This is a genomic window from Ligilactobacillus sp. LYQ135 (genome assembly GCF_053711055.1).
The window spans coordinates 162,288-175,016 of record NZ_JBSJYT010000002.1 but is presented as its reverse complement, the minus strand read 5'-3'; the positions used below and the strand labels follow the sequence as shown (position 1 = coordinate 175,016).

The following is a 12,729-nucleotide window of genomic DNA, read 5'->3' as shown; positions in this document are numbered from 1 at the left end:
AATGAAAAACTTTTTTACAATTATTGGTGGCATGGGAACAATGGCAACAGAAAGTTATATCCATCAATTAAATAAAAGAATTGTTGCTCATCAAGATCAGGACTACTTAAATTATATTTTAGTAAATCACGCAACTGTTCCAGATAGAACAACGTATTTATTGGATAATACTAAACCAAGTCCTTATCCTTCTTTAGCAGAAGATATTAAACAACAAGCAACACTGAAACCAGACTTTTTTACATTACCATGTAATACAGCTCATTATTTTTATGATGATTTGCAAAAACTTACAGATATTCCAATTTTGCACATGCCACGTGAAGCGGTCAAAGAAATTGGTAAAAAATATCCTAATGTAAAAAGAATTGGATTGTTAGCAACGCACGGAACGATTGTTGATCATGTATATGAAAATGAGATTAAAAAAGCCGGATATGAGTATGTCGGCCCAACTGACAGTATTCAAGCAAAAGTTAATGAATTGATTTATACTGACATTAAAGAACATAATTATGTTGATCGGCAGTTATTCCATGGACTTGTGGCAACAATGCTTAATGAAATGAATGCAGATGTAGTTATTTTAGGTTGTACAGAGTTGTCATTAGCACAAGAACGCGAGCCAATTGATGATATGCCAATTATTGATGGGCAAATTGTTTTAGTTGAAAGAACATTAGAAAAAGCATTGAAATTACAAAAAAAATAAGAGGTATTGCCTCTTATTTTTTTACATAAATGCACTTACAGAACCTAAAATAACTGCTCCAATTGTAAAAATAAGCATTAACCAAACAACAACCATAGTGATCTTTTGAAATGTTGATTTTTTTTCTTTCTTTTTCTTTGCCACAATAAATCATCCTTTAAATTCAATATACAAAACTACTATACATTTTATAATCAGTAAATGTCAATTTGAGGAAGGTGGTAAATTGAAAATTTACATAATAGCTTATATAATTAAACAATGAGTTATTTTTGAAGCGAATGAGGTTTTTGGATGATAAAAGAATGGTATATTCAACTATTGATTTTAATATTAGTGTGGATCGTATTATCTTTTTTGAATAAGAAAATATTATATAAAAAATTTCCACGATTTAAAGTGCTAGATATATTTAGTTTATTTTTATTAGTTGCAATTCACTTTTTATCACAAAATTTAATTGGATTATCAATTATTCCATTTTTAATTTGTGCGCTTTCGGCATATGGATTAGCAATGACAATTTTATATGCAACCTTGGAAGGACAGATTATTTATAAAAAATTTTTAATTCGGTTTTGGCGAGTAGCAGATTTATTAATATTTGCTACTTATATCATTTTGTTAATATTTAAAATTTTATCAATTTTTTAAATATTAAATTAGAAAAATTGAAGTTGAAAGAGGCTGTGGCGTAAGTCACAGCCTCTTTTATTAGCCACGTGGGATCACATTTTATGATTTTTAACCACTATACTAAGATAATTTGTCAAATATCTTGCTTACTTCCCACCTAATCCCCACTCTTTAAATCCTTAATAATAAGAATACAATTGTTGATATGACGGTATTTTTAATGTAAAAATATTTTGTAATATAAATTTAACCTTTTTAAAGTGGTTTTTCTTAAATACTAGGTGGTTGAAAGTGGGGGAATGTGGTAAGATGTTTCATAGAGGTAATTGGGAAGGTGGTGAAAGCTCGTGTTCATGGGTGAATTCAAACATTCAATCGATGCAAAAGGTCGATTAATTATTCCAGCGAAATTTCGTGAACAACTTGGAAGTGATTTCGTAATCACGCGCGGGTTGGATGGATGTTTGTTTGGATATCCAATGAGTGAATGGCGAGTTTTAGAAGAAAATCTTAAAAAATTACCTTTAAATAAACGCGATGCGCGTTCATTTGTTCGTTTTTTTTATTCAGCTGCGACGGAAAGTGATTTTGATAAACAGGGAAGAATTAATGTTCCCAAAACACTTCGTGAGCATGCTGCATTAGATAAAAAATGTGTGATTGTTGGCGTTTCAAACCGAATTGAAATTTGGGCAGAAAAACGGTGGGAATCATTTACAGATGAAGCGGAAGAAAACTTTGATGAAATTGCTGAAAATATGATTGATTTTGAATTTTAAGGAGTACATATGACAACATTTAATCATATAACAGTTTTATTAAATGAAGCTGTTGAACAATTAAATATTAAGCCAAATGGCGTTTATGTTGATTGTACCCTTGGTGGTGGTGGACATACCCAAAAAATACTATCTCAATTAAATGATAGTGGGAGATTATATTCATTTGATCAAGATCAAACAGCAATTGATTACAATCAACAACAATTAGCCACTGAAATTGACAAAGGAAAATTAGTTTTAATTAAAAATAATTTTCGTAATATTAAGCAGGCCTTAAATAATTGGGGGGTAACTGCTGTTGATGGAATTGTATATGATTTAGGAGTATCATCACCTCAGTTTGATGTTGCTAGTCGTGGTTTTAGTTATAAGTTAGATGCACAATTAGATATGCGCATGGACCAAACGCGATCATTGACTGCGAAAGAAATCGTTAATGAGTGGTCATTTAATGATCTTGTACGAATTTTTTCAAGATATGGTGAAGAACGTTTTGCAAAATTAATTGCACGAAAAATTGAGCAAGCAAGACAAAAAGAACCAATTGAAACAACTACTCAATTAGTTCAATTGATTAAAGCTGGAATTCCAGCAAAAGCACGTCGTAAAGGCGGGCACCCTGCTAAAAAAGTTTTTCAAGCATTAAGAATTGCTGTTAATGATGAGCTTGGAGCTTTAGAAGAATCACTTGAAAATGCATTAGATTTGCTAAAGATAAATGGCAGGATTAGTGTGATCACATTTCAATCATTGGAAGATCGACTTGTAAAAAATATTTTTAAAGAAAATAGTCAAATTAAAGACTTACCACCAGGATTACCAGTGATTCCAGATGAATTTCAGGTTGAATACAAATTGGTTACTAAAAAACCAATTATACCTACAGATGCCGAAATTCAATCAAATCATCGGGCACATTCTGCGAAGTTACGTGTAATTGAAAGAATAAAAAAATAGGATAGATAAGGTTGTGAATAAATAATGGCTCAAGCAGCACGGAAAATTGTTAAACAAACAGAACAAAGACAAAAAAATAATCAACAAGTTTCAGCACTTGAAATTCAAAAAAGAAAGTACAAAAGAAGAGAACGATTAGCGATTTGTACATCTTTAGGATGGATCACAGTGCTAGGTTGTTTAACAATTGCATCCTCAACTAATTTGAATACTGCTCAAAGTAATTTTCAAGATGTAACTACTAAAATTACAACATTGAATAACAAAAATTCTAATATTAAACAAGAAGTTAGCGAATTATCAAGTCGAAGTCGCTTAACTGGAATTGCAAAAAAAGATGGATTGTCATTGAATGAACAAAATACAAGGAATGTAACTAAATAATGAATAATCAAAATAAGCGCGAGATAAAAGAAAATACAGAAGATAGTAAAAAGTTTGGAAAAGTTGTCTTTTTCATTGTTCTTAGTGTTTTTGTATTGATTATCCTCCGCTTTTTTTATGTCGGCATTTTTCATCGGGCAGATGGTGTCAACCTAAAAGAAAAAGTAGAGCAGTTGTATGCTAAACGTACAGAAATCAAAGCAAAACGTGGAACAATTTATGATGCTAATAATCAAGTAGTGGCAGAGGATACGACGACTTACTCTGTTTATGTTGTTCTTTCAAAAGAAGCACGTACATATGATGGTAAACCGGCTTACTTGAAAGACTCAGATAAAAATAAGGCTGCTAAAGTACTTAGTGAAAACTTAGGAACATCTTATTCGGAAGTTAAAAAGATTCTTTCACCTAAAAATTCAAATGTATATCAAGTTGAGTTAGGATCTGCAGGTAAAAACATTTCATTGGAAACAAAAAAAAGAATCCAAGAAGCCAATATTACAGGAATTGAATTTACTCCATCACAAGCACGCCTTTATCCTAATGGAACATTTGCGTCCCACTTAATTGGAATTGCTGAAAATGAAAATGATAAATTAGTGGGAATTATGGGATTGGAAAAAGAATATAACTCGTTACTTTCAGGTAAAAATGGTGTTAAAAGTGAGAAAACAGATAGTGTAGGAACTAAATTACCATGGACAAAATCAGTTGCTCGGCCAGTAAAAAATGGTGATAATATTTATACAACTTTAGATAGTCACTTACAAAATTATCTTGAAACTTTATTGACAAAAGCTCAAAATGCTTATCATCCAAAAAACATAAATGCGGTCTTGATGAACGCTAAAACGGGTGAAATTATTGCTGCAAGTCAACGGCCAACCTTTAATCCGGAAACTAAAACAGGATTAAATTCTGCATGGACAAATAATTTGACAGAATCTACTTATGAACCAGGTTCTGCCATGAAGATTTTTTCAATGGCAGCCGCAATTAATAGTGGTATATATAATGAAAATGCAACTTTTGATTCAGGAAAATATAATATTGATGGTGCTTATGTATATGATTGGAATCGATCGGGATGGGGAACAATCACTTATCGTCAAGCGTTCATTCGTTCATCAAATGTAGGGATGGCCCATTTAGAACAACAAATGGGATCTAAACGTTGGTTAAGATATTTAAAAGCATTTGGCTTTTTAAAACCAGTTGATGCTCCTGGATTAGGAAATGAAGCAAAAGGATACATTGGATATACCTATCCAATTGATCAAGCTAATACGGCATATGGTCAAAGTATTGATGTTACAGTAATGCAAATGATGCAAGGATTTACTGCAATTGCTAATGATGGTACAATGGTTCAGCCAAGATTAGTTAAAAAAATTGTTAATCCAAATAATGGAAAAACAGTATATAAATCTAAGCGTAAAGTAGTTGGTCATCCAGTAACTGCATCTACGGCGAAAAAAGTTCGTGAAATGATGGGTGAAGTTATCACTGATAAGAATGGTACAGGACAAGCATATAAAATTGATGGATATAATGTTGGAGTAAAAACGGGGACAGCTCAAATTGCTAATCCAAAAGGTGGAGGATATATGACAGGTGAAACTAATTATATTTTCTCAGTTGCAGGGATGGCACCATTAAACGATCCAAAATATATTTTATATGTTACAATGCAACAACCGCAAACCTTTGGAAGCGAAGGCTCAGCTACTAAAATGCTAGCAACGATTTTTAATCCAATGTTAAAACAAACATTAGATGATGATTCAACTAAAGGAACCGGTGCTACTAATAATGAAGTACCAAATGTAAAAGGATTAAGTGTAGAAACTGCGAAGAAACAACTAGAGAAAATTGATGCAAATGTAATTGTATGTGGAAATGGTGTAAAAATTGATAAACAATCAGTTTCTGCAGGCCAAACAATCATGAAAGGATCTAAAGTTATTTTAGTAACTAATGGTACAGAGACAATCCCAGATATGACTGGATGGTCAAGAAATGATGTTACTACACTTGCAAATATGCTTGGAATCAAAGTACATTTTGATGGTTCAGGATTTGTTAAGTCACAAAGCGTTTCCGCAAATACTGCAGTAAAGAAAAACCAACAAGTTAATATTGCACTGCAATAGACAAGGAGATTGAGAAATGACATTTATGAAATTACTAGTTCCATTTTTTATGAGTTTAATCTTAACGGCGATATTTTTACCGCTTTTTATCAACTATGCACATAGAAAAAATCAAGGACAAATGATTCGTGAAGAGGGACCAAAATGGCATGAAAAAAAATCCGGAACTCCTACAATGGGCGGGTTTGTATTTAATTTTGTAATTATTTTTACCGCTATTCTTGTTCCTTGGATGTTTAATTGTTTGAATCCAAATGTTTTGATATTAGACTTTATTTTAATTCTATATGGATTTCTTGGTTTTTGGGATGATTCAATTAAATTGTGGAAAAAGCAAAATGAGGGATTGAAACCATGGCAAAAATTAGCGGGTCAAATTTTAGGTGGAATCATCTTTTTGATGGTTTATCATTTTGAAGGACTACCATTTTCAATCTCATTTTTCGGTCATGAAATCAATTTAGGATTTGTCTTTGTATTATTTGTAATGTTCTGGTTAGTAGGCTTTTCAAATGCAGTTAACTTAACAGATGGGATTGATGGCTTAGTTGCCGGACAATCAATTATTGCTTTTGGTGCATACGCAGTAATTGCTTGGGCTCAGAAACAATATGGAATTTTGATCTTCTGTATATCTGTAATGGGAGCGTTAGTAGCTTTCCTATTCTTCAACCATAAACCAGCTAAAATTTTTATGGGTGATATGGGATCATTAGCGTTAGGTGGTGCTTTAGCAGCTGTTTCAATTTTAGTTCACCATGAATTATCATTATTAATTATTGGGATTATCTTTGTAATTGAAACTGCCAGTGTAATTTTACAAGTAACATCATTCAAGCTAACCGGTAAGCGTATTTTTAAAATGAGTCCAATTCATCATCATTTTGAAATGTGTGGCTGGAATGAGTGGAAAATCGATATTGTCTTTTGGTTAGTTGGATTAATTGCTGCTGGGATTTCATTAGCAGTGATTTTGTAATTAAGGAAGTTTAGTATATATGAAGAAAATTGATTCGTATCAAAATAAAAATGTACTAGTCATTGGATTAGGAAAAAGTGGTGTGAACTCTGCAAAACTGTTGATTAAATTAGGTGCTAATGTAACCGTTAATGACAAAACGAACACACCAAATATGCAACAAGTTAATGAACTTGAAAGCTTGGGAGCAAAAGTTGTGATAGGATCACATCCTTTAAATTTAGTTGATCAAGTTGATGTAGTTGTAAAAAATCCTGTTGTTCCATATAGTAATCCACTTGTAAAAAAAGCATTGGAAAAAGAAATTAAAGTTATTACTGAACCAGAATTAGCCTATGAAGTACTGGAAAGCCCGATGGTTGCAATTACGGGAACTAACGGAAAAACAACAACGACAACATTGATAACTGCAATGTTAAATTATGGACGTTCTCAAGGAAAAGTTTATGCAGCCGGAAATATTGGGATTCCTACTACGGAAATTGCCCAAAAGGCTACTAAAGATGATGTCATGGTGACAGAGTTGTCAAGTTTTCAGTTAATGGGAATTACTGATTTGCATCCACATATTGCGGTATTGACTAATATTTATGAGGCTCATACTGATTGGCATGGATCACGGCAAAACTATGTTGATGCTAAGATGCGGATTACAATGAATCAAACCGAAGATGATTATTTTATAGTTAATTGGGATGAAAAAGAATGGCAAGTTTTAAGTAAACAATCTAAGGCTCAAATTATTCCATTCTCAAGAACAAAGCAAAGTACAAAAGGTGCATATCAAGAGGGAGATTATTTATATTATCGTGATGAAAAAATTATCAATGTAAATGATCTTCAAGCTCCAGGTACACATAATATTGAAAATGCACTTGCAGCAATTGCCGTTGCTAAAATAATGGGGCAATCAACAGACAATATTATAACTATTTTAAAAAACTTTACGGGAGTACGTCATCGAACTCAATATGTAACAACATTTAATGAAAGAAAATTTTATAATGATTCTAAAGCAACTAATGCGGAAGCAACTTTAAAAGCATTGTCTGGATTTAAAGAACCCGTTGTGTTGCTTGCAGGTGGATTAGATCGTGGGTATACATTTGATGAATTAGTTCCTGTATTAAAAGAACATGTTGCTGCTATGATAGTATTTGGACAGACCGCTGATTTATTAGCAAATGCAGCAAAAAAAGCAGGGATTAAACAAATAATGAAAACAAAAAATGTAGTTACAGCTGTGCCACTTGCTTATGATTTAAGCCATAAAGGCGATGTTATTTTACTCTCACCTGCTTGTGCTAGCTGGGATCAATGGCCTACATTTGAAGTTCGTGGTGATAAATATATTGAAGCAGTTGAAAAATTAGAAGAACAGTGGAGGGAAAAACAATGAGAATACTTGTTTCTGGTGGCGGAACAGGCGGTCACATTTATCCTGCATTGGCATTAATTGAAGAAATTAAAGCAAAAGAACCTTCTTCAAAATTTTTATATGTTGGAACAAAAAAGGGGCTAGAAAGTCGCATTGTTCCTGATGCAGGAATTGATTTTAAAACGATTGAAATTCAAGGGTTTAAACGTTCATTATCACTAGAAAATTTTAAGACAGTTTACTTATTTTTAAAAAGCATTCAAGCTTCAAAAAAAATAATTAAAGAGTTTAAACCAGATGTTGTTGTGGGAACAGGTGGTTATGTTTGTGGATCAGTTGTTTTTGCTGCTGCACAAATGCACATTCCAACGGTTATTCATGAGCAAAATAGTGTTGCAGGAGTAACTAATAAATTTTTAAGCCATTTTACAAACAAAGTGGCAATTTGTTTTGATGATGTGAGAGCTGCTTTTCCTGCAAAGAAAGTTGTGTTTACAGGAAATCCGCGTGCTCAACAAGTTGCTCATATAACAAAACAAAATCGATTAAAGCGATATCATTTAAGTGATGACAAAAGAACAGTTTTGATATTTGGTGGTTCTAGAGGTGCAGAAAAAATCAATCAATCTGCATTAGAAGCAGCTAAATCATTTGCTGATAAAGATTTTCAAGTTTTATTTGTTACTGGGCGAGTACATTATGATGCAATTATGAAAAAGGCATCTGGAATGCAAATTCCAGATAATGTAGTAATTGAACCTTATATTGCGGATATGCCACAACTTTTACCGGAAATTGATTTAATTGTAGGTCGTGCGGGAGCAACTAGTTTAGCTGAAATCACAGCCTTAGGAATTCCTTCAATTTTAATTCCAAGTCCATATGTAACTGCGGATCATCAAACAAAAAATGCAATGAGTTTGGTGAATAAAAATGCAGCTGAAATGATTAAAGAAAGTGACTTGAATGGCACTACTTTAGCAACAAAAGTTAATGATTTAATGAATGATGAAAAACTCCGGCAAAAAATGGCTCAAAGTGCTTATCAAGTAGGAGTAAGAGATGCTGCTGATCGCTTATATAATGTATTAGAAGATTTAATTAGCAAATAATGATAGGGGCATAGAAAATGCGAAAATCATTTAAAATAAGAAAAACAAAAGAAGCGTTAACTCCATGGGAACAAGCTCAGAAAAAGCGACAACAGCAATTAAAAACTAAAAAGAAAAAAGTGGATGCACGTTCTTTTGCAAAAAAATTACCCCGGACAAACAATTTAAGAAAGCAAAGATTAGCCAAAGGAACGATTATATTAATGAGTGTATTTGGAGTAATCTTTGCTGCTTCACTATTTTTTATTTTACCTTTTAGTCGGATACTATCAGTAACAGTTAATACTAAGGATACGGAAACGCGTTTAGCAGTTGTAAAGGCAAGTGATTTACATTACTATGAATCACTTGTTGGAGTTTGGCCACAAACTGACAAGATTGAAGAACGCATCCATAAAAAAGTTCCGTCAGTAAAAAAAGCTACTATTAAATATAATGGTAGTCACGTTGAAATTGATATTGAGGAATATCCTACAATTGGTTTTGTAGTCAAAAGAAATAAATACTATAAACTTACTTCATCAGGAATGATTGACAGTTATGGTTCTGATAATCCTTCAGGGAATTATCCTGTATTTTATAATTTCAAAAATAATGATGAACTAAAGGAAATGACTAAACAGTTTGATCAACTATCACCTAATTTGAAAAAAAGTATTTCTGAAATCCATTTGGAGCCAACTAAAGCTGATCCAGGAAAAGTAAAATTATATATGAATGATGGCAATCAAGTAATTGCAACCACTCAAAATTTTGCTCAAAAAATGCAGTATTATCCAAGCATTGTATCTAAGATGGACTATAAAGGAGTAGTTGATTTAGAAGTCGGAGCATATTCATATCCATATGATAAAGATAAAAATTAATATTTATCAAAAAGAAGATGAAATCCTTGATTGAAGGTAGTAAAATAGTGTATTGATGTGTTAAAATTTAAATATTAAGATATTTTCTTGAATAATAATAAAAAGTAACTGGATTGGAGGATTATAAGGTGGAAAATTCTGGAATTTACGTAGGATTGGACATCGGAACAACCTCGATCAAAGTCGTTATTGCTGAGTATCTCAATGGCCAGTTAAATATCATTGGCTATGGTAATTCGCATTCTGCAGGCTTGTCTAGAGGTGTGATTGTAGACATTGATCAAGTGGTTGCTACAATTAAAGAAACTATAAAACAAGCCGAACAAAAAGCCAATATTGAAATTGACAGTGTAACGGTAGGAGTTCCTGCAAATATGCTTCAAATTCAACGCTGCAAGGGAATGATTGCTGTTAATGGTCAAGATGGAAATTCAACTGAGATTACTAATGAAGATGTTCATGAAGTCACACGTGCAGCGTTAGTGCAAAATCTTCCACCTGAACGTGATGTTATTGATGTTGTTCCAGACGAATTTTTCGTTGATGATATTGACAACATTAAAGATCCACGTGGGATGATGGGCGTTAGGTTAGAAATGCAAGGTGTAATGTACACAGGTCCAAAGACGATATTACACAATATTCGTAAATGTGTACAAAAAGCAGGACTTAAAATTCAAGATATTGTAGTTGCACCAATTGCGTTGTCAAAATATGCCTTAAGTGATGCTGAACAGGACTTTGGAGCGGTTTTGATCGATTTAGGTGGTGGACAAACAACTGCTGCTGTTGTACATGATCATAAAGTGAAGTACACATATGTTGATCAAGAAGGCGGCGATTATGTAACTCGCGACATTTCAATTGTGTTAAACACTTCATTTGAAAACGCAGAAACATTAAAGAGAAATTATGGCTATGCGTTGGCTGAAATGGCTTCAGCAGAAGATTCAATTCCTGTTGAAGTTGTTGGTCAGCAAGAAGATGAGATGGTGACTGAAGAATATCTTTCAGAAATCATTGAAGCACGCATGCGTCAAATTTTCGAAAAAATTAAGCAAGCTTTAGGAAGTATTAATGCTTTCCAATTACCAGGTGGAGTTGTTCTAACTGGTGGAATGGCTGCTTTGCAAGGTGTAACTGAGTTAGCCCAAGAAATTTTTGGTGTTCCAGTAAAGGTTTTCTATCCTCAAGAAATGAATTTACGGGCACCTCAATTCTCTCAAGTGATTGGCTTGATTGAGGATACAACTCATCAAAATGAAATTAATATGGTTGTAAAAAGTACTTTGACAAATATTGATACTTCAAATCAAGAAGTATCAGCCCCTTCAATGAAACCAGTTAAGAAAACAACTAATCTGAAGAGTACAAAGACTCAACCAAAACAAGGACAAACACAAAAAGCTGAAAAGCCAAAGAAACAGACAAATATTTTTTCTTCATTCAAAGATAAATTTAACAATTTCTTTGATTAGTTAAGGATGGAATTTAATATACAACGGAGGAGAACTAAATGGACTACGAAGTAGATGAAAACAACAAAGCCAACATCAAAGTTATTGGTGTTGGTGGTGCTGGTGGTAACGCCGTAAACCGAATGATTTCAGAAGATGTAAAAGGTGTTGAATTTATTGCAGCTAATACAGATGTTCAAGCTTTAAAGAACTCAAATGCAGAAACAAAAATTCAATTAGGACCTAAATTAACAAGTGGCTTAGGTGCTGGTGCTAATCCAGATGTTGGTGAAAAGGCAGCTGAAGAAAGTGAAAGCCAAATTTCAGAAGCCTTACAAGGAGCAAATATGATCTTTGTAACTGCTGGTATGGGTGGTGGAACAGGAACAGGAGCTGCTCCAGTGATTGCTAAGATTGCTAAAGAAATGGGTGCCTTAACAGTTGGTGTTGTAACTCGTCCGTTCTCATTTGAAGGACCAAAGCGTGCACGTTTTGCTGCTGAAGGTGTTCAAAAAATGAAAGAACACGTTGATACATTAATTATTATTGCTAATAATCGTTTGCTTGAAATTGTTGATAAGAAAACTCCAATGTTACAAGCATTCCAAGAAGCAGATAATGTTTTACGTCAAGGTGTTCAAGGAATTACTGACTTAATTACTTCACCAGGTTACGTTAACCTTGATTTTGCGGATGTAACTACTGTGATGAAAGATAAAGGTTCTGCATTGATGGGAATTGGTTCTGCAAATGGTGAAAATAGAATTGAAGAAGCAACTAAAAAAGCAATTTCATCTCCATTATTAGAAGTATCAATTGATGGTGCTGAACAAGTCTTGTTAAATATTACAGGAGGGCCTGATTTGAGCTTGTTTGAAGCGCAAACAGCTTCTGAAATTGTAACAAATGCCGCTTCAAGTGATGTTAATATCATTTTTGGTACATCAATTAATGAAAACTTAGAAGATGAAGTTGTGGTTACTGTAATTGCTACAGGTATTGATAAAAAGCGGAATACACGTAAAAGTGTAACTAAATCATCTATGTCAAATGGAATTTTAAATAATTCTGCTTCACAAAATCAATCAGTTTCAAATAGTAATAGTCAACGTAATAACGATCCATTGGCTGATTGGGACATTACTACAGAGATGAATGATAACAATCTTCGTCCTAGTTCATCTCAACGCAACAATTTTGATAATGTAGAAAAGAAAGACTTTGATGTATTTGGATCAGATTCATCAAATACTAATTATAGTGATGATGATGATGACAGCATGCCACCATTCTTACGCCACCGTCGTAAATAA

13 protein-coding genes are annotated in these 12,729 nt (G+C 33.1%); 12 read left to right on the top strand and 1 reads right to left on the bottom strand.

Going from position 1 to position 12,729, the window contains the following annotated elements; all coding sequences use genetic code 11:
- Nucleotide 1: 1 nt before the first annotated feature.
- Nucleotides 2-712 carry an aspartate/glutamate racemase family protein gene (locus ACWCL1_RS02795; protein ID WP_454545415.1) on the top strand — a complete coding sequence of 237 codons (711 nt, stop codon included), beginning with the start codon at nucleotides 2-4 and terminating at the stop codon, nucleotides 710-712.
- A gap of 21 nt (nucleotides 713-733) precedes the next feature.
- Here ACWCL1_RS02795 and ACWCL1_RS02790 read toward each other — a convergent pair whose 3' ends face one another.
- The gene (locus ACWCL1_RS02790) at nucleotides 734-856 is read right to left on the bottom strand and encodes a DUF4044 domain-containing protein (RefSeq protein ID WP_454545414.1); all 123 of its coding nucleotides are present in this window, start codon (nucleotides 854-856) and stop codon (nucleotides 734-736) included.
- Between the two features lie 150 nt (nucleotides 857-1,006).
- On the opposite strand from ACWCL1_RS02790, the gene ACWCL1_RS02785 reads away from it, so the two are divergent.
- The 11 genes from ACWCL1_RS02785 (at nucleotide 1,007) to ftsZ (ending at nucleotide 12,729) form a co-directional block, all read left to right on the top strand.
- Nucleotides 1,007-1,366 carry a DUF3397 domain-containing protein gene (locus tag ACWCL1_RS02785; protein ID WP_454545413.1) on the top strand — a complete coding sequence of 120 codons (360 nt, stop codon included), beginning with the start codon at nucleotides 1,007-1,009 and terminating at the stop codon, nucleotides 1,364-1,366.
- 329 nt (nucleotides 1,367-1,695) lie between these two features.
- Nucleotides 1,696-2,127 carry a division/cell wall cluster transcriptional repressor MraZ gene (gene mraZ, locus ACWCL1_RS02780; RefSeq protein WP_454545412.1) on the top strand — a complete coding sequence of 144 codons (432 nt, stop codon included), beginning with the start codon at nucleotides 1,696-1,698 and terminating at the stop codon, nucleotides 2,125-2,127.
- Nucleotides 2,128-2,136: 9 nt separating this feature from the next.
- Nucleotides 2,137-3,087 carry a 16S rRNA (cytosine(1402)-N(4))-methyltransferase RsmH gene (rsmH, locus tag ACWCL1_RS02775; RefSeq protein WP_454545411.1) on the top strand — a complete coding sequence of 317 codons (951 nt, stop codon included), beginning with the start codon at nucleotides 2,137-2,139 and terminating at the stop codon, nucleotides 3,085-3,087.
- A 24-nt stretch (nucleotides 3,088-3,111) separates the two neighbouring features.
- Complete coding sequence (ftsL, locus tag ACWCL1_RS02770) at nucleotides 3,112-3,471, top strand: cell division protein FtsL (RefSeq protein ID WP_454545410.1); 360 nt, start codon at nucleotides 3,112-3,114, stop codon at nucleotides 3,469-3,471.
- On the top strand, nucleotides 3,471-5,624 hold the full coding sequence (locus ACWCL1_RS02765; RefSeq protein ID WP_454545409.1) for a penicillin-binding protein: 2,154 nt from the start codon (nucleotides 3,471-3,473) through the stop codon (nucleotides 5,622-5,624). Before ftsL ends, ACWCL1_RS02765 begins: the two co-directional genes overlap by 1 nt.
- A gap of 25 nt (nucleotides 5,625-5,649) precedes the next feature.
- Entirely contained in the window at nucleotides 5,650-6,603 is a 954-nt protein-coding gene (gene mraY / locus ACWCL1_RS02760; RefSeq protein WP_454545542.1) for a phospho-N-acetylmuramoyl-pentapeptide-transferase, read from the top strand.
- A 19-nt stretch (nucleotides 6,604-6,622) separates the two neighbouring features.
- Nucleotides 6,623-8,002, top strand: coding sequence for a UDP-N-acetylmuramoyl-L-alanine--D-glutamate ligase (gene murD, locus ACWCL1_RS02755; RefSeq protein ID WP_454545408.1), 1,380 nt, complete (start codon nucleotides 6,623-6,625; stop codon nucleotides 8,000-8,002).
- A complete protein-coding gene (murG, locus tag ACWCL1_RS02750; RefSeq protein WP_454545407.1) occupies nucleotides 7,999-9,093 on the top strand; it encodes an undecaprenyldiphospho-muramoylpentapeptide beta-N-acetylglucosaminyltransferase in 1,095 nt (364 codons plus the stop codon). Before murD ends, murG begins: the two co-directional genes overlap by 4 nt.
- A 17-nt stretch (nucleotides 9,094-9,110) precedes the next feature.
- Nucleotides 9,111-9,959, top strand: coding sequence for a cell division protein FtsQ/DivIB (locus tag ACWCL1_RS02745; protein WP_454545406.1), 849 nt, complete (start codon nucleotides 9,111-9,113; stop codon nucleotides 9,957-9,959).
- Between the two features lie 128 nt (nucleotides 9,960-10,087).
- Nucleotides 10,088-11,437 carry a cell division protein FtsA gene (gene ftsA, locus ACWCL1_RS02740; RefSeq protein WP_454545405.1) on the top strand — a complete coding sequence of 450 codons (1,350 nt, stop codon included), beginning with the start codon at nucleotides 10,088-10,090 and terminating at the stop codon, nucleotides 11,435-11,437.
- Between the two features lie 38 nt (nucleotides 11,438-11,475).
- Nucleotides 11,476-12,729 (top strand): cell division protein FtsZ, encoded by a 1,254-nt coding sequence (gene ftsZ / locus ACWCL1_RS02735; protein ID WP_454545404.1) that lies wholly within the window; start codon nucleotides 11,476-11,478, stop codon nucleotides 12,727-12,729.